The following is a 17761-nucleotide window of genomic DNA, read 5'->3' on the forward strand; positions in this document are numbered from 1 at the left end:
CACGAGGCTAGCGCGGGGCCCGCGCGTCGCGGGACGCGCCACCCGGTGACCCCACGGGTCGGCCCCGGCGGGGACGAACGCACGACGGCCCGGCCCCCGCGAAGGGGGCCGGGCCGTCACAGGTGCGCGGGCGTCAGCTCTCCGGCTGCGCCACGGCCTTGCGGGCACGCGTCCGGCGCGGCTTGGTCTCCGGCTCGGCGGTGGCCTCGGGCGCCTCGGCGGTTTCCGCGGTCTTGCGGGTGCGGGTGCGGCGGGGCTTGGTCTCGGCCTCGGGGGCTTCGACCGTGTCGGTGGCGGCGGCCGCACGGGTCCGGCGGCGGGGCTTGGTCTCGGCCGCGGCCTCGACGTCACCCTCGGCCGTCGCCACGGCCTTGCGGGCACGCGTCCGGCGCGGCTTGGTCTCCGGCTCGGCGGTGGCCTCGGCCGTCTCGGCGGTTTCCGCGGTCTTGCGGGTGCGGGTGCGGCGGGGCTTGGTCTCGGCCTCGGGGGCTTCGACCGTGTCGGTGGCGGCGGCCGCACGGGTCCGGCGGCGCGGCTTGGCCTCCGGCTCCGGCTCCGTCGCAACGGCCGGCTCCGAGACCTCCACGGCCTCCGCGACCGGCTCGGCCTCGGTGACGGCGGCCACGGCGCCGCGGGTGCGGCGGCGAGGCCGGGTCACCGTGGTGCCCTCGGCGGTCTCGACGGCGACGCTGCCCACGCCGGCCGTCTCCACCGCGGCGGTCGCCTCCGGCGACGCCTGCGCGCTCACGCGGGTGCGACGGCGGCGGCGCGGGGTGCGCGCTTCGGCCGTCGGCGAGTCGCCGGTGGCCTGCTCCGGTACGACCGTCTCCCCGTTGCGCGTGCGGCGGCGCTGACGCGGCGTGCGCGTACGGGCCGGACGCTCCTCGACGGCGGCAGGCGCCGGCGACGCGGACCGGCGGCCGCGGCCACCGGTCTCGCCGAGGTCCTCGACCTCCTCCGCGGAGAGACCCGCGCGCGTGCGCTCGGCACGCGGCAGGACACCCTTGGTGCCGGCCGGGATCGACAGCTCCTCGAACAGGTGTGACGACGTGGAGTACGTCTCCGGCGGGTCCGGGAAGCCCAGGTCCAGCGCCTTGTTGATCAGCTGCCAGCGCGGGATGTCGTCCCAGTCGACCAGCGTGACCGCGATGCCCTTCGCCCCCGCGCGGCCGGTGCGGCCGATGCGGTGGAGGTACGTCTTCTCGTCCTCGGGCGACTGGTAGTTGATGACGTGCGTGACGCCCTCGACGTCGATGCCTCGCGCGGCGACGTCGGTGCACACGAGCACGTCGACCTTGCCGTTGCGGAACGCGCGCAGCGCCTGCTCACGGGCGCCCTGGCCCAGGTCGCCGTGGACGGCTCCGGAGGCGAAGCCGCGGCGGGCGAGCTGGTCGGCGATGTCCGCCGCCGTCCGCTTCGTACGGCAGAAGATCATCGCCAGTCCGCGGCCGTCGGCCTGCAGGATGCGCGAGACCATCTCGGGCTTGTCCATGGAGTGCGCGCGGTAGACGCGCTGGGTCGTGTTGCGCACGGTCGCGCCCTCGTCGTCGGGCGAGGTGGCGCTGATGTGCGTGGGCTGCGACATGTAGCGGCGGGCGAGGCCGATGACCGCGCCCGGCATGGTCGCGGAGAACAGCATGGTCTGCCGCTTGGCGGGCAGCTGCTGGATGATCTTCTCCACGTCGGGCAGGAAGCCCAGGTCGAGCATCTCGTCGGCCTCGTCGAGGACGAGCGCACGCACGTGCGAGAGGTTCAGCTTCTTCTGGCCGGCCAGGTCCAGCAGGCGCCCGGGCGTGCCGACGATGACGTCGACGCCCTTCTTGAGCGCCTCGACCTGCGGCTCGTAGGCCCGGCCGCCGTAGATGGCGAGCACGCGGACGTTACGTACCTTGCCGGCGGTCAGCAGGTCGTTGGTCACCTGGGTGCACAGCTCGCGGGTGGGAACGACCACCAGCGCCTGAGGGGCGTCGGTCAGCTGCTCGGGCTTCGCCCGGCCCGCCTCGACGTCCGCGGGGACGGTGACGCGCTCCAGCAGCGGCAGGCCGAAACCGAGCGTCTTGCCGGTGCCGGTCTTGGCCTGGCCGATGACGTCGGAGCCGGAGAGCGCGACGGGAAGCGTCATCTCCTGGATGGGGAAGGGGTTCACGATGCCGACGGCCTCGAGGGCTTCGGCGGTCTCGGGCAGGATCCCGAGATCCCGGAAAGTCTGCGTAGTCAGGGTGTTGCCTCTTCTGTGAGACGCGGCGCGAGGCGAACGCGGGGGTCGTACCGCACCCGGTGTCTGACCGGCCATGGGTCGGCCGGACGGTGCGGGACCACTGCCGTCGCTCGAGCGCTCGTACCGCTGAGGGGGCCCCTCTTCTGCGGTCGTACGCAAGGGTGCGGACGATCCACCGGGAGGGCGGTCGGGTCGGAGCCGATCGTGGCACCGACCGGGCATCCTCATTCATCAGACGGCCCACTGAAGGCGCAGAAGTACTCCGACGCTCAGCAGGCGCTTTACCACTGTACCCCGGATTCGCGCATGTGTGTTGGGTGAATTCACGAGAACTGTCTTCGGGGCATGGCTGACCAGGCCCTTACTGTCCGCGGCGGGCGGGCTATTGTGCCGTCATGGAGACGCCTGACAACGCCACTGAATCCACCGGACACACCGGGATCGCCGCCCAGGACTGGGCGGCGGCCTCCGCGGAACCGCAGTACCGTGCCGCCGTCGTGGACCTGCTCGGGGCGCTCGCGTACGGCGAGCTGGCGGCATTCGAGCGGCTCGCGGAGGACGCCAAGCTGGCGCCGTCGCTGGCCGACAAGGCCGAGCTGGCGAAGATGGCCTCCGCGGAGTTCCACCACTTCGAGCAACTGCGCGACCGGCTGACGGCCATCGACGCGGAGCCCACGGCCGCGATGGAGCCGTTCGCCCAGGCCCTGGACGACTTCCACCGGCAGACCGCGCCGTCCGACTGGCTGGAGGGCCTGGTCAAGGCCTATGTCGGTGACTCGATCGCCAGCGACTTCTACCGCGAGGTGGCCGCCCGCCTGGACAGCGACACCCGTGCCCTGGTGCTCGCGGTGCTCGACGACACCGGTCACGGGAACTTCGCCGTGGAGAAGGTCCGCGCCGCGATCGAGGCGGACCCGCGGGTCGGCGGCCGGCTCGCCCTGTGGGCGCGGCGGCTGATGGGCGAGGCGCTGTCCCAGGCGCAGCGCGTGGTCGCCGAGCGCGACGCGCTGTCCACCATGCTCGTCGGCGGTGTGGCCGACGGTTTCGACCTGGCCGCGGTCGGCGAGATGTTCTCCCGGATCACCAAGGCGCACACCAGGCGCATGGCGGCGCTGGGCCTCGCGGCGTAGCGCGGCGGGGCAGCGGCGCCGGGGGAGCGTCAGGAGCGATTTCCGCGCCGCGTCCGGGGACCGGGCTCCTCGGGTTTACCGGGCGGCGGCGCCGTGTCCGGCCCCTCGAGCGGCGGCCCGGACTCGGACCCGGGCGCTGCGTCGCCCGGGGACGTCTGCGTGCTCCCGGGCCGCTGCGCCCGCCGGTGGGGCGGGCGGCTCTTGTGCCGGCTCAGAAAGGGAACGCGCGGCTCAGCGTGCGGGTGCGTGTGGACGGGCGGATCAGCAGCGAGAGCAGTACGGCCCCGATGGCCACCGCGCCCAGCAGGGTCGCCAGCGGGTACCCGGGCCCCAGGGCCACGTGCGTCACGTAGGCGCCGAAGAGCGCGCCCAGCGTGCCGGTGGTGAAGACCGCCCTGCGGGAGGGAAGACGATCGGCGAGGTGCCGGACCGCCGCCCAGGAGAGGGCGAGCCCGAGCAGGACTGAACCGAGCGATTCCAAGAGCACTGCTGATCACCTCGCGGACGCCGGACACGGGCAGTCGGTCGTAGCCCGTACTACCCGACGTACACGCAGCGCAACCCTCCAGGGAGCGGTTCGGAGCAGCGTCGACCTGCGGAGGGCCGAGCAGCCGAAGAGGGCCCGGCGGTCTCCCGCCGGGCCCTCTTCCGTGTGCTTCGCGCGTTTGTCCGGATCGTGTCCGGCGGCGCGGCCGCTGCGGCTACAGCGCGCCGAATCCCACGCGCCGCGCCGTCGTCTCGCCGATCTCGACGTAGGCGAGCCGGTCGGACGGCACCAGGACCTTGCGGCCCTTCTCGTCCGTGAGGCTGAGCAGCTGCGCCTTGCCGGCCAGCGCATCGGCCACCGCGCGCTCGACCTCCTCGGCGGACTGCTCGCTCTCCAGAACGATCTCCCGGGGCGCGTGCTGCACGCCGATCTTGACCTCCACGGCTATGTCCCTCCGAACGGTCAGTGCGTTGCGCGGTCAGCCGCGCCGTACGCAGCACACATTAGCCCGGAGTCGGGACGGGTCAGGACCCGCCGGGAAACGCCAGGAGCGAACAGCCCCCGCGCCGGAGCGGCCGGCGCAGGGCCCGTGTCATTGCTGCTGCTGGTCGCTGCCGTGCAGCGGGAAGCCGGCGATGCCGCGCCAGGCCAGCGAGGTGAGGAGCTGCACGGCGGTGTCGCGCGGGATGTTGGAGCCACTGGAGAGCCAGTATCTGGCCACCACCTGCGAGACGCCGCCGAGGCCCACGGCGAGCAGCATCGACTCGTCCTTGGACAGGCCCGTGTCCTCCGCGATCACGTCGGAGATGGCCTCCGCGCACTGCAGCGACACCCGGTCCACGCGCTCGCGGACGGCGGGCTCGTTGGTCAGGTCCGACTCGAAGACCAGCCGGAAGGCGCCGCCCTCGTCCTCCACGTACGCGAAGTAGGCGTCCATCGTGGCCGCGACGCGGAGCTTGTTGTCCGTGGTGGAGGCCAGGGCGCCCCGGACGGCCTGGAGCAGCGATTCGCAGTGCTGGTCGAGCAGCGCCAGGTAGAGCTCGAGCTTCCCGGGGAAGTGCTGGTAGAGCACGGGCTTGCTGACTCCGGCCCGCTCGGCGATGTCGTCCATCGCCGCGGAGTGGTAGCCCTGGGCCACGAAGACTTCCTGGGCGGCGCCCAGGAGCTGGTTTCTGCGGGCTCGGCGTGGCAGGCGTGTGCCCCGCGGGCGCGCCGCCTCTGTCTGCTCGATGGCTGTCACGCCGCCTCCCAATGTAAGAACAAGCACAGTTCGAACGAGCACAGTTTGAACAGGTGCCTGCCTGAACAAGCATTTGCCTGGACCGTCGCGGTCTCCCGCGTGCGCTGCGCGCCGCGCACGCCATCGTACTTTTGGGTAACCCGGCCGTGTGTCGCGTGGACGCAGGATTTCACGGACCGGACAGTCGTGGAAGCTGCAGTTTCGTGAATCGACCCTGGACATATCGGGGCAACGGGCCGCAGGTCACCGGTAGTCGTCCTCGTCGAGCCTGACCACACGCGTCTGTTCGACGATGTCCGCCTCGTTGGCGGTGGCCGGGTCGACGCGGTCCACCGGGTCGTCGCGCTCGGTGCGCACCTCGGTGTGCTGCTCGGCGGCGTCCGCCTCGGGGACCTCTTCGTCGCGCGTTCCGGTGTTCTGTTCGTCTTCCTCAAAAGTCTCGGGATCGGTCGGGTCGACTGACATGCGGCACCGCTTTCGATTTGAGAGCGCCCTTTTCATACGAGCCTAGGAGGTAGTGATTCATGGCGCTACGTGGTGATTCCCTCGCCCCTTCCGGGTGCCCCGGTGGACGCCGGCGATGTGTGACGCCGAACACACAGGAACCCGCGTGATCGTCTCGTAACATTGCCCCATGTCTTCGACCGAGCTGCCGGGAGCCCGCGCCCTCAGTGCCGCGGCGGCTCCCAAGGTCGCGACCGTGCGCGTCGCGGAGGGGGAGGAGCTGCGCTCCGTCGCCCTGCCCGGACTGACTCTGACGGTGCGCTCGCGGCCCCCGGCCCGCACCGGGCTGCCGCCCGCGCTGTACGTGCACGGGCTGGGCGGCTCCTCGCAGAACTGGTCGGCGCTGATGGCGCGGCTCGACGACGTCGTGGACGGTGAGGCGCTCGACCTGCCCGGCTTCGGGGACTCCCCGCCGCCGGACGACGGCAACTACTCGGTCACCGGTCACACCAGAGCCGTGATCCGCTTCCTCGACTCCGGCGGCAGAGGCCCCGTACATCTGCTGGGCAATTCCCTGGGCGGCGCCGTCTGCACCCGGGTCGCAGCCGTCAGGCCCGACCTGGTGCGCACCCTGACGCTGGTCTCGCCCGCCCTGCCGGAGCTGCGCGTGCAGCGTGCCGCCGTGCCGACCGCGCTGCTCGCGCTGCCGGGCATCGCCGGTCTCTTCGCCCGGATGACCAAGGACTGGACCGCGGAGCAGCGCACCAGAGGAGTGGTCGCGCTCTGTTACGGAGACCCCTCGCGAGTGACGGACGAAGCCCTGCGTCATGCTGTCGAGGAGATGGAGCGGCGGATGAGCCTGCCGTACTTCTGGGACGCGATGGCCAGGTCGGCGCGGGGAATCGTGGACGCGTACACGCTCAGCGGACAGCAGGGGCTGTGGCGGCAGGCGGAGCGGGTACTCGCGCCGACGCTCCTCGTCTACGGGCGCAAGGACCAGCTTGTCTCGTACCGTATGGCGCGCAAGGCGGCAGTGGCCTTCCGGGACTCCCGGCTGCTGACGCTCCCGGACGCCGGGCACGTTGCCATGATGGAGTACCCGGAAGCGGTCGCCCAGGCCTTCCGGGAGCTGCTCGACGACGAATGCGGTAGGAGCTGATCCGGGGCGTGGGACGACACAGTCGCAAGGGCGCGCGCACGGAGAGCGGACCGGCCCCCGCCGAACGGGACGCCGAGGCCGCTCTACCCGGCAGGGGCCGGCGCGGACGCCCGGCGGGCCCGGACGACGGTTCCCGGCCCGAACAGCACGCCCCCGGGTACGGGACGCCGCCGCCCCGCCGCGAGCACCCGCAGCACCACGAGGCCGGAGGCGGCTGGGGCGACTGGACGCAGACCGGACAGCGTCCGCAGCCGCCGCAGGCGGGCACGATCGCCGGGCCGCGGGTGCCGGGCCCGCGACGCGAGTACGTCGACGCCTTCGACCAGGCGCCGCCCGCCCGCACCCCCCGCCCCGATCCGTACTCGGCCGATCCGTACGCCGCTCGCACCGACTGGGACACCGGGCACGGACGGCCCCCCGAAATCGCGGACGACCGCGAGGCCGACGCCCTATCCGACGCTGCCGGGACGCCGGACGAGGAACTGCCGGACGGTGAGCCGCCGGCCAAGGGCGGCAAGGGCCGCGCATTCACCGGGATCGCGGCCGCCGCGGTGATCACCGTGCTCGCCGTCGTCGTCGCCGGGCAGGTCGCGGCCGATCGGTCGGAGACGATCGGCGGCCAGTCCCCCGGGGAGCGCCCCGTGGAGGAGCAGCGCCCGGGCCGCTCCGAGGGCAGGCCCACGCCGCCCCAGGGGGCCGAGCCCCCCGCCGTGGCCCCGAGCTACCAGCAGCTGATGGCGCGGCAGTTCCCGATCGACCCCGAGCTGACGGCCTCCGGCGACTTCGCGGCCGTGCCCGGCTTCGACAAGGCGCCCGGCAAGGGCCGCAAGATCCGCTACCGCGTGGACGTCGAGAAGGGCCTCGACATGGACGCCGAGCTCTTCGCCCGGGCGGTCCAGGAGACGCTGAACGACGACCGCAGCTGGGCGCACGGCGGTGAGATGACCTTCGAGCGGATCTCCTCGGGCGAGCCCGAGTTCGTCATCTCACTGGCCAGCCCCGGCACGACCGCCGTCTGGTGCGCGAAGTCCGGGCTCGACACCACCGTCGACAACGTCTCCTGCGACTCCGCCTCCACCGAGCGCGTGATGATCAACGCCTTCCGGTGGGCGCGGGGCGCCGAGACGTACGGCGACGACGCGATGCTGGCCTACCGGCAGATGCTCATCAACCACGAGATCGGCCACCGGCTCGGGTACAACCACGTCAACTGTGGCACCCCCGGCGCGCTCGCGCCCGTGATGCAGCAGCAGACCAAGACGCTGGAGATCGGCGGCATCAAGTGCCGCGCCAACCCCTGGGCGTACCCCGGCGAATGATCACACGCGGGCCTGGCCCGTGCATGACGCTCCGTGGTCGATCGGCGCCGTAGCGCGACGGAACGCCACCCGGGTGCGAAAGTTACGTGCATTCACCCCTTCCGGTGGTGCGACGGACAACCGTCCGTCGCGCCACCGGCATGTCCGCTTAACGTCGTTCCGCTGTGAGTCGCCGGAAACCAACGGCGGCCGCCACAAGGGAGAACGGGGGTGCACTCGTGCGGATCGGACTGCTCACGGAGGGTGGTTACCCGTATGCGACCGGTGAGTCCAGGCTCTGGTGCGACCGGTTGGTGCGCGGACTCGGTCAGCACGAGTTCGACCTGTACGCCCTCAGCCGCAGCGCCCGGCAGGAGGACCAGGGCTGTATGCGGCTTCCCCCGCAGGTGCGCAGGGTGCGCACCGCCGCGCTGTGGGCCCCGGCGGACGACGGCCTGAGCCACGGGCGGCGCGAGCGCCGGCGCTTCGCGGGCCACTTCAAGGACCTCGCCGCCGCGGTGTGCGCCGACGGCGACGGATTCGCCGACGGACTGTACGGATTGGCCGAACTCGCCCGCGAACACGGCGGACTGTACGCCGCGCTCCGGTCGGAGACCGCCGTGCGCGCCCTCGAGTCCGCGTGCCGTGCGCCCGGCACCCGCCGTACGGTGCACGGCGCGACCGTGGTCGACCACCTCGCCTTCGCCGACCGTCTCGAACGCGCGCTGCGTCCGCTGCTCCTCGACTGGTACGACGAGGAAGGCCTCGGCGCGGTCGACCTCTGCCACGCGGCGTCCGGCGGACCGGCGGCCCTGCCCGGCCTTTTGGCCAAACGCTTCTGCGGGGTGCCGCTGCTGGTCACCGAGTACGGCGTCCAGCTGCGCGCCCACTATCTCGCGGCCACAGACGCCGGCCTGAGCACCCCGGTACGGGCCCTCCTCGCCTCCTTCCACCGGCAGCTGGCCACCGAGGTCTACCGGCAGGCCGCCGTCATCACCCCCGGCAACACCCACGCGCGGCGGTGGCAGGAGAAGTGCGGCGCCGACCGCCGGAAGCTGCGCACCGTCTACCCCGGAATGGAGGCGGACCGTTTCGCGGCCGTCGGCGACAGCGCCGACACCGGCGAACCGCACACCCTCGTCTGGGTCGGCCGGATCGAGCCCGCCAAGGACATCGTCGCCCTGCTGCACGCCTTCGCCGAGATCCGCAAGGAGGAGCCGGCGGCCCGGCTGCGGCTGTTCGCACCGCCCGCCGCGAGCCCGGAGGCGGTCACCTACCTGGGGCACTGCAAGGCGTTCGCCGCGCAGCTCTTCCCCGACGAGGCCGACGGCGCGCACGCCGTCGGCGACAACCCGGTCTCCTTCGAGGAGATCGGCGGGCCCGAGGCCCCGGAGCTCGTCGACGCGTACGCCGCCGGGGGAGTGGTCGTCCTCTCCAGCGTCGTGGAGGGCTTCCCCGTCAGCCTGGTCGAGGCGATGTTCTGCGGCCGCGCGACGGTGTCGACGGACGTCGGCGCGGTCGTGGAGGTCATCGGCGGCACCGGGCTGGTCGTGCCCCCGCGCAACCCGCGGGCGCTCGCCGACGCCTGCGTCGCGCTGCTGCGCGACCCGGCCCGCCGGGAGCGGCTGGGCGCGGCGGCGCGCGCCCGCGCGCTCGAACTCTTCACCGTGGAGCAGAACCTGACGGCATTTCGCGGCATCTACCTGGAACTCATATCGCACTCCCCGGTGCAGCGGGAGGCCGTCGACGCGGACGGCGAGCCGCTGCCCTTCGCGCACCCCGCCGAGTCGCACGTGCCGGGCCACTGGACCGGCACGGCGGCGGGGCCGCACACCCCGAGCTGGGCGGACGAGCCGCGCCTCGTCGCGACCGGAGCCCCTGGGGACACGCCTGAGGAGGCCCACCGATGACGGCTCCCCGCACCACCGAGAGCTCCGCGGCCCTCGGCACGGCGACCGCGCCCGACGCCGCACGCGCTCTGACGGCCCTGGGCCACGTCCAGGCGGAGGGGCTGGCGACGCCCGGTCGGGCGCGGCCGACGGAGCCCGCAGCGGGTGGCCGGTCCGGCGCAGACCGACGGCCCGGCCCATGGGCCGGTCAGGAGGCGGAGCCCGGCCCGGAGCGCCCGGAGGCCCTGGCGGGCAACCGGCCCGGCGCGGGCCCGGAGGCCCCGGGCGGCGCCCGGTCCAGGGAGAGCCGGTCGGGTCCGGGGGCGGTCGACACGGGGCCCGCCGAACGCCGCGGCGGCGCATCCGGCCGCCGAGGGGCAGCCGACCCCGTGAAGGCGCTCATGCACCGTCATCGCGAGTTGTGCGAGCGGGCCGTCGATCCGTTGGAGATCGCCGCCGGGCTCGAGGCGCACGGGGTCACGGACCGCACCGCGGCACGCTTCCGTCACCGGGACGTGTTCGCACTCGCCGAGGAGATGTACGCGCGGGTGCCCCGCGCCACGGAACACACCCCCGCTCCGGTCCGGCCGGCGCGCGCCGCCGATTCGCGCGCCGGCCGGACCGGATCCGCCCCCTGGCTGCTGCGTGCGCTCCTGCCGGGAGCCGTGTGCGCTCTCGCCGTGGCGGGCATGGAGGCGGCCGAGGGCAACCTGCGGCTCCTCGCCGGTGTGGCCGGGGCCGTCGGGGTCGCCGTGGCGATGGCGCTGTGCCTGCGCCGCGGACCGCTCCGGGCGAAGGGCCGCACCGTCGCCTCCGTACAGATGTGGACGCTCTGCCTGCTCGCGTTCGCCGCCTTCGGTGAGGGGCTCCTGCACGAGGTGATCAGCGGGGGACCGGACCGCGCATGGCCGATGGACACCACGCCGCTGGTCGGGCTCGCCCTCGCCGTCGCCCCGGCGGCCTGCTGCGCTCACCTCTACTCCGTGCTCGCCCGGCGCCGGCTCGAACGGTGCCGCGGGCTGGACGAGTTCGCGGCGGGGGCGCGGCCGCTGCTTCTCGCGGTCCTGGTGCTCCACATGGGGGCACTCACCGTCGTGCTCATCCTCACCGGGCTCGTTCTCCCGGGCGGCTCGCCGGCGCCCACCGCCGCGCTCGGCACGCTCCTCTTCCTGGCCCGGCTGCTCGTCGTCCACGGCTTCCCCAAGTCCGCCGCGACCGCCCTGGCTGCCGCCTGCGCCGCCGAGGCCGCCGCACCCGCCCTGCTGCTGGCCGGACGTCTGCCCGGTCTCGATGCCCTCGCGCGTCCCGTCGACGCGGTCGTCGGCGTCTGGGGCACGGCGGCCGTGCCGGCGCTCGCCTGCGGCGCGGCCGCCGCCGGGCTGCTCGTCCATGCCGCCGTGGCCCTGTCCCGGGCCTCCGCCCACACCCCTTGACCTGCCCCTTGAATGCCGCCGGACCATCCGCCGCACTCCGCGGAGCCGACACCTCGCAGTACCGGCCGCCATGGCATCGACAGCAATCGTGAAGGAGAACGCGACATGACCCCGCAACACCCAGCTCCGGCCCGTCGGCCCCGAGGAGCGGCGCGATGAGGGTGCTCCTGCTCGGTGCCAATGGATTCCTCGGCCGCTTCGTGGCCGACCGGCTGCTCGCCGATCCGGCCGTGCACCTGACCACTCTGGGCCGCGGCGACGACGCCGACGTCCGCTTCGACCTCTCCGGCGGCAGCCCAGGAGCGCTCACCCGCTTCCTGGGCGCCGTCCACCCCGGCGTGGTCATCAACTGCGCGGGCGCCACCCGCGGCGGAGCCCGCGAGCTCACCAGGCACAACACGGTGGCCGTCGCGACCGTCTGCGAGGCGCTGCGCCGCAGCGGCTGCGGCGCCCGCCTCGTCCAGGTCGGCTGCGCGTCCGAGTACGGGCCGTCGCAGCAGGGCTCGTCGACGGCGGAGGACGCCGTCCCGCGCCCCGGCGGTCCGTACGGGGTGAGCAAGCTGGCCGCCACCGAGCTGGTGCTCGGCTCCGGCCTGGACGCCGTCGTCCTGCGCGTCTTCTCGCCCGTCGGTCCCGGCACCCCGGCCGGCTCCCCGCTCGGCCGGCTCGCGGAGGCCATGCGGCGCGCCATGCAGTCCGGCGACGGCGAGCTCAAGCTCAGCGGCCTCGGCGTGCAGCGCGACTTCGTCGACGTGCGCGACGTGGCGCGCGCCGTGCACGCCGCCTCGCTCTCCGCCGCGCAGGGCGTCGTCAACATCGGCACCGGACGGGCGGTCAAGCTCAGGGACGCCGCGGCCACCCTCGCCCGGGTCGCCGGTTACGCGGGCGCGCTGCACGAACTGGACACGCCCCCGGGCCGCCCGGTCGTCGGCAGCCCGCGCTCCGAGTCGATCATCGAGCACCTCGGCGCCACGCCCTCCCCGTACCCGGACGGCTGCGGCGGCTGGCAGCAGGCCGATGTGCGCACCGCGCGCGACCGGCTCGGCTGGCGTCCCCGTATCAACTTCGAGGAGTCCCTCGCCGACATCTGGATGGAGGCGGCATGCCGCATCTGACCACGACGGACACACCGCTCTCCGCCACCGGCGCGGAGAGGCTCGGCTTCGGCGTCCCCGGGTACGCCCACCCGATGCTCGCCCCGGTCGAATGGGCCGAGCTGACCCGTCCGGGGACGCCGCTGCACTGGGTGGTGCTCAATGTCGCGGGAGGACCGGGCGAACTGCCCGACCCGCACTGCCTGGAGGCCGCCGGCCGGCTGCGCAACGCCGGCGTGCGCGTCCTGGGGCACATCGACATGGCCGACGGGTCGCGTCCCTTCGGAGACCTCGTCCGTGACGCCCAGCACTTCGCCGACTGGTACCAGACCGACGGGTTCATGCTGGACCGCTGCCCCACGGAGCGGGCCGACCTCGCCCAGGTGCGGCGGACGACGGCCACCCTGGACGCGGTACTGGACGGCGGTCACCTGGTCCTCGGGCACGGTTCGCACCCGTACCCGGGCTACGCGGAGGCGGCGGACCAGCTCGTCACCTTCTCCGGCCCGTGGACCGAGTACCGCTGGTCACAGGTGGCCGAGTGGACCGCGGAGTATCCGCCGGAACGGTTCGTCCACTTCGTCCACGGAGTGCCGCGCACGCATCTGGAGGAGGCGACGCGCATCGCCCGCTGGCAGGGCGCGGGGACGATCTTCTTCACCGACCGGGGCGGCCGCAGGGCAGGAAAGGGGCAGAGCGGGCCGTACGAGACACTGCCCGGGTACTGGGACGAAATCGTCTCGCAGATCGGACGTGGTGTCTCGGAATGAGAAGGGCCATGGCAGTGTTACGGAGAGAACAACCGTACTGACATACCGACCAACGGAGCCCCCGTGTCGCTGCCACCCCTGGTCGAGCCGGCTGCCGAGCTCACCGTAGACGAGGTCCGCAGGTACTCCCGCCACCTGATCATCCCGGATGTCGGGATGGACGGGCAGAAGCGGCTGAAGAACGCCCGTGTGCTCGCCGTCGGCGCGGGCGGCCTCGGTTCGCCGGCCCTGATGTACCTGGCGGCGGCCGGTGTCGGCACGCTCGGCATCGTGGAGTTCGACGAGGTCGACGAGTCGAACCTGCAGCGCCAGATCATCCACAGCCAGGCCGACATCGGCCGCTCCAAGGCCGAATCCGCCCGTGACAGCGTCAAGGGCATCAACCCGTACGTGAACGTGATCCTCCACGAAGAGCGGCTCGAGGCCGAGAACGTGATGGAGATCTTCAGCCAGTACGACCTGATCGTCGACGGCACGGACAACTTCGCGACCAGGTACCTGGTCAACGACGCGTGCGTGCTGCTGAACAAGCCGTACGTCTGGGGCTCGATCTACCGCTTCGACGGCCAGGCGTCCGTCTTCTGGTCCGAGCACGGCCCCTGCTACCGCTGCCTCTACCCGGAGCCCCCGCCGCCGGGCATGGTCCCGAGCTGCGCCGAGGGCGGCGTGCTGGGCGTGCTCTGCGCCTCGATCGGTTCGATCCAGGTCAACGAGGCCATCAAGCTGCTCGCCGGCATCGGTGAGCCGCTGGTCGGCCGACTGATGATCTACGACGCCCTCGAGATGCAGTACCGCCAGGTCAAGGTCCGCAAGGACCCGGACTGCGCGGTCTGCGGCGAGAACCCGACCGTCACCGAGCTCATCGACTACGAGGCCTTCTGCGGCGTCGTCTCCGAGGAGGCCCAGGAGGCGGCGGCCGGTGCGACGATCACTCCGAAGCAGCTCAAGGAGTGGATCGACGAGGGCGAGAACATCGACATCATCGATGTCCGCGAGGTCAACGAGTACGAGATCGTCTCGATCCCGGGCGCCCGGCTGATCCCGAAGAACGAATTCCTGATGGGCACCGCCCTCCAGGACCTGCCGCAGGACAAGAAGATCGTCCTGCATTGCAAGACGGGTGTCCGCAGTGCGGAAGTCCTCGCCGTGCTGAAGTCGGCGGGCTTCGCCGACGCGGTGCACGTCGGCGGCGGCGTCATCGGCTGGGTCAACCAGATCGAGCCGGAGAAGCCGATCTACTGATCGCGCGAAACCACGAAAGGCCCCGGACCGCCGCGAGCGGTCCGGGGCCTTCCGTGTGTCCCGGGCCTTCCGTGTGCGCGACGAGCCCGCCCGGTGCTCAGGAAGAGCAGGTCGTGCCGTCCTTCGGCACCGTGCCCCGCAGCAGATAGGCGTCGACGAGCTTGGTCACACAGGCGCCCTCGCCGTACGAGCCGTGCCCCTCGCCCTCGTTGGTGATGAGCACCCCGACGCCCTTGCCCAGTTCGTCGGCCGTCTTCCGCGCGCCCTCGTACGGCGTCGCCGGGTCGCCCGTCGTGCCGATCACCAGGATCGGCGCCGCGCCCTTCGCGGAGACGTCCGGAGTCGTCGCCGCGCCCTTGACGGGCCAGTCGGCGCACCCGGCGGCCAGCCCCCATCCGAGGGGCGGACCGAACACGGGGGAGATCTTCGTGAACTCGGCGAGGTGACGGGCCCTCGCGTCGGCCGTGGTCGCCTCGACCGCCGTGTCCGCGCAGGTGATGGCGGCATGGGACTCGTGCTGACCGGAGTAGTGCCCTTCGCTGTCACGGGTGTGGTACGCGTCCGCGAAGGCCAGCAGCACACTCCCGTCACCGCGCTCTGCGGCCTGCAGACCGATGGTCAGGTACTGCCAGTCGGAGCGAGAGTAGAGCGGCATGATGATCCCGATGGTTGCGAGACCCTCGGTCAGCACCCGGCCGTCCCGCGTGGGCAGCGGCTCCCGGTCCAGCTTCTCGAGGAGCGCGACGACGCGGTCCGTGCCCTCCGTCGCGCCGATCCCGCGGCTCTTGAAGTAGTTCTCCAGAGCCCGCTGGAAGCCGAGCACCTGGTTGCGCGAGTGCGCCACGTCGTCGGCGGTCGAGTCGACCACGGCGTCCAGGACGAGCCGCCCGACGTTCTGCGGGAACAGGTGCGCGTAGACCCCGCCGAGCTCGGTGCCGTAGGAGAAGCCGACGTAGTGAAGCTTCTCGTCGCCGAGGACGTGCCGCATCAGATCCATGTCGCGCGCGGTGTCGAGCGTGCCGACGTGCGGCAGCAGCCGGCCGGACCGCGCGGCGCAGTCCGCGCCGAAGTCCGCGGCGTCGGCCAGATAGGCCTTCTCCTCCGCCGCGTCGTCCGGGGTGGGGTCGATCGCCAGCGACTTCTCCGTCTCCGCGTCGTCGCGGCAGTCGACGGCGGAGCTCCGTGCCACCCCGCGCGGGTCGAAGCCGACCAGGTCGTAGCGCTTGGCCAGATTCCCGTAGTCGTCGGCGGCGTTGGGCAGCGTGGCCACGCCGGAGCCGCCGGGGCCGCCGAAGTTGAACAGCAGCGAGCCGATCCGCCGCTCCGGATCAGGGGCCTCGCTCCGGATCAGGGCGATGCCGATCGTCTCGCCCGCCGGGTCCTGGTAGTCGAGGGGCGCGTCGAGCGTGGCGCACTGCCACTCCTTGCCGGGCTTCTCCGCGTCGCTGCCGCGCGCCTCCACCGGGGCGTCGCAGCCCTTCCACTCCAGCCGCTGGCCGGTCAGCGCCGCGGGCAGGGCGGAAAGCTCCCCGCCGGCGGACGGCCGTGCGGACGGCGCGGCCCGGCCGTCGGCCGTGCCCGGCCCGCTGTCGCACCCGGCGAGCGTGCCCACGGTCAGCAGCGCGGCGACGGCCAGCGATCCCGCCCTTGTCCGATGTCTCATGACGCCCCCCACGGCTTTCGAAGACAGGTTCGACATCCTAGATCGCCGGGCGGGACTACCCGCACACCGTGCCGTCGGACGGCGGCTCGCCCTCCAGCAGATAGGTGTTCACGGCCTTCCGCACACACGGACTGCTGCTGTACGCGCCGTGGCCCTCGCCCTCGTACGTGACCACGGCCGCCACTCCCTCGCCCAGCGCCCGGGCCATCGCCTCGGTGCCCTCATAGGGCGTCGCCGGGTCGCCGGTGGTGCCGACCAGCACGATGGGCGGTGCGCCGGGCGCGGAGACGTCCGGGTGGACCCAGGTGCCGGGCACCGGCCACTTCGTGCAGCTCGCCTGACCCCACGCGAGGTACTCGCCGAAGACCGGGGAGGCCGCGCGGAACTCGGGCACCATGGCCTTGGCCTCGTCCAGCGTGTGGCGGGCCTTGGAGTCGACACAGCCGATCGCCGTGCCCGCCGCCTGGATGTTGCTGTAGCTGCCGTCCTCGTTGCGGCCGTTCAGCGCGTCGGAGAACGCCATCAGCAGGGCTCCGTCGCCGCCGTCGGCCTCGTCGAGGCCCTGTTCCAGCAGCGTCCAGTACTCCTTCGAGTACAGCGTCTGGATGATGCCGTTCGCCGCCTGGCCCTCGGTGAGCATCCGCTCCCCGATGCCCTTGACCGGTTTCTTGTCGAGCCGGTCGAGGAAACCGGTGATCCAGTCCTCGATCTCCTGGACGGAGGAACCGGGGAGCCGGCAGGCGTCGCCGCGCTCCAGGCAGTCCTCCGCGAAATTGGTGAGCGCCTGCTGGAAGCCCCTGACCTGGCCGAGCGCGCTCTGGACGGTGCCCTGCGTCGGGTCCACGACGGCGTCGAAGACGGCCCGCCCGACGTTCTTCGGATACAGGTGGGCGTAGACGCCGCCCAGCTCGGTGCCGTACGAGATGCCGAAGTAGTGCAGCTTCCTGTCACCGAGGACCTGGCGCATCAGATCGAGGTCGCGAGCGGCGTTACGGGTGCCGACGTACGGGAGCTCGTCCCCCGAGTTCTCCTCGCAGCCGTCGGTGAACCGCTCGATCCCGTCCAGGTACGCCCGCTCCTCCGCGGTGTCGTCCGGCGTCGGGTCTACGGTGGCCAGTCGTTCGAGCTCCCGGTCGTCGAGGCACTCGACCGGCACGCTGCGGCCCACTCCGCGCGGGTCGAAGCTCACCAGGTCGTAGCGGGACCGCAGACCGTCGTAGTCGGAGGCGAGGGCGGGCAGCGTGTACACGCCAGAGGCGCCGGGTCCGCCGAAGTTGAAGACGAGGGAGCCGATGCGGTTCTTCTGATCCCGCGCCGGCGCCCGGATCAGGGCCAACTCGATGGTCTCGCCGTCGGGCTTCTCGTAGTCCAGCGGGACGTCCATGAACGAGCACTGCCACTGCGTGCCCCCGGGCAGCGGCGACGGCGACGGGCCGTTGCCCTGCGCGTCGGTGGGAGGCGGGCAGGCGCGCCACTCCAGCTCCTGGGCGGCGAAGTCCTGCCGGTCCTCGGAGCCGCTTCCCCCGTCGGAACAGCCGGCGGCCAGCAGTACGGCGGTCACTGTGGCGGCGGCTGCGCGTACGGCGGCGGAAGTCATCGGCATGCAGCCATCGTGCGCCGCCCCCGCGGGCCCCGCACGGGCTGGCGGACGCCCGGCGTCCATGCGGGTGGGCGGCCCGTGCGCTGCGCCGCCC

15 protein-coding genes are annotated in these 17761 nt (G+C 72.8%); 8 read left to right on the forward strand and 7 right to left on the reverse strand.

All coding sequences use genetic code 11. The features are described from left to right. Positions 1 to 133: 133 nt before the first annotated feature. Positions 134 to 2146: a DEAD/DEAH box helicase gene (locus ACWD01_RS06705; RefSeq protein ID WP_451158782.1), complete on the reverse strand. Its 2013-nt coding sequence runs from the start codon at positions 2144 to 2146 to the stop codon at positions 134 to 136. A 467-nt stretch (positions 2147 to 2613) separates the two neighbouring features. On the opposite strand from ACWD01_RS06705, the gene ACWD01_RS06710 reads away from it, so the two are divergent. Further along, positions 2614 to 3348, forward strand: a complete 735-nt coding sequence (locus ACWD01_RS06710) for a ferritin-like fold-containing protein (protein ID WP_451158784.1) — start codon at positions 2614 to 2616, stop codon at positions 3346 to 3348. Positions 3349 to 3559: 211 nt separating this feature from the next. Here ACWD01_RS06710 and ACWD01_RS06715 read toward each other — a convergent pair whose 3' ends face one another. From ACWD01_RS06715 to ACWD01_RS06730, 4 genes are all read right to left on the reverse strand, one after another. After that, positions 3560 to 3835, reverse strand: coding sequence for a hypothetical protein (locus ACWD01_RS06715; protein ID WP_451158785.1), 276 nt, complete (start codon positions 3833 to 3835; stop codon positions 3560 to 3562). Positions 3836 to 4049: 214 nt separating this feature from the next. Continuing rightward, entirely contained in the window at positions 4050 to 4277 is a 228-nt protein-coding gene (locus tag ACWD01_RS06720) for a DUF3107 domain-containing protein (RefSeq protein ID WP_356892353.1), read from the reverse strand. A 150-nt stretch (positions 4278 to 4427) separates the two neighbouring features. Further along, positions 4428 to 5075 carry a TetR/AcrR family transcriptional regulator gene (locus ACWD01_RS06725; RefSeq protein WP_451158787.1) on the reverse strand — a complete coding sequence of 216 codons (648 nt, stop codon included), beginning with the start codon at positions 5073 to 5075 and terminating at the stop codon, positions 4428 to 4430. Positions 5076 to 5318: 243 nt separating this feature from the next. Further along, positions 5319 to 5540 carry a hypothetical protein gene (locus ACWD01_RS06730; RefSeq protein ID WP_451158789.1) on the reverse strand — a complete coding sequence of 74 codons (222 nt, stop codon included), beginning with the start codon at positions 5538 to 5540 and terminating at the stop codon, positions 5319 to 5321. 169 nt (positions 5541 to 5709) lie between these two features. Between ACWD01_RS06730 and ACWD01_RS06735 the strand changes: the two genes are divergently transcribed. From ACWD01_RS06735 to moeZ, 7 genes are all read left to right on the forward strand, one after another. Continuing rightward, entirely contained in the window at positions 5710 to 6678 is a 969-nt protein-coding gene (locus tag ACWD01_RS06735) for an alpha/beta fold hydrolase (protein WP_451158791.1), read from the forward strand. 8 nt (positions 6679 to 6686) lie between these two features. After that, a complete protein-coding gene (locus ACWD01_RS06740; RefSeq protein ID WP_451158793.1) occupies positions 6687 to 7997 on the forward strand; it encodes a DUF3152 domain-containing protein in 1311 nt (436 codons plus the stop codon). 218 nt (positions 7998 to 8215) lie between these two features. Beyond that, on the forward strand, positions 8216 to 9886 hold the full coding sequence (locus tag ACWD01_RS06745) for a DUF3492 domain-containing protein (RefSeq protein ID WP_451158795.1): 1671 nt from the start codon (positions 8216 to 8218) through the stop codon (positions 9884 to 9886). Beyond that, on the forward strand, positions 9883 to 11298 hold the full coding sequence (locus ACWD01_RS06750; RefSeq protein ID WP_451158797.1) for a hypothetical protein: 1416 nt from the start codon (positions 9883 to 9885) through the stop codon (positions 11296 to 11298). The genes ACWD01_RS06745 and ACWD01_RS06750 overlap by 4 nt, the downstream gene beginning before the upstream one ends. Before the next feature lie 155 nt (positions 11299 to 11453). After that, positions 11454 to 12413 carry an NAD-dependent epimerase/dehydratase family protein gene (locus ACWD01_RS06755; protein WP_451158799.1) on the forward strand — a complete coding sequence of 320 codons (960 nt, stop codon included), beginning with the start codon at positions 11454 to 11456 and terminating at the stop codon, positions 12411 to 12413. Further along, the gene (locus ACWD01_RS06760; protein ID WP_451158801.1) at positions 12401 to 13162 is read left to right on the forward strand and encodes a spherulation-specific family 4 protein; all 762 of its coding nucleotides are present in this window, start codon (positions 12401 to 12403) and stop codon (positions 13160 to 13162) included. The genes ACWD01_RS06755 and ACWD01_RS06760 overlap by 13 nt, the downstream gene beginning before the upstream one ends. A gap of 63 nt (positions 13163 to 13225) precedes the next feature. Further along, positions 13226 to 14404: an adenylyltransferase/sulfurtransferase MoeZ gene (gene moeZ / locus ACWD01_RS06765; RefSeq protein WP_451158803.1), complete on the forward strand. Its 1179-nt coding sequence runs from the start codon at positions 13226 to 13228 to the stop codon at positions 14402 to 14404. Between the two features lie 97 nt (positions 14405 to 14501). Here the strand turns inward: moeZ and ACWD01_RS06770 are convergent, their stop codons facing one another. Together ACWD01_RS06770 and ACWD01_RS06775 are read right to left on the reverse strand one after the other, a co-directional pair. After that, positions 14502 to 16067 carry an alpha/beta hydrolase gene (locus ACWD01_RS06770; RefSeq protein ID WP_451158805.1) on the reverse strand — a complete coding sequence of 522 codons (1566 nt, stop codon included), beginning with the start codon at positions 16065 to 16067 and terminating at the stop codon, positions 14502 to 14504. A gap of 55 nt (positions 16068 to 16122) precedes the next feature. Beyond that, on the reverse strand, positions 16123 to 17670 hold the full coding sequence (locus ACWD01_RS06775) for an alpha/beta hydrolase (protein WP_451158807.1): 1548 nt from the start codon (positions 17668 to 17670) through the stop codon (positions 16123 to 16125). Positions 17671 to 17761 lie beyond the last annotated feature (91 nt).

The sequence above is a fragment of the Streptomyces sp. NPDC002835 genome, from assembly GCF_053591995.1.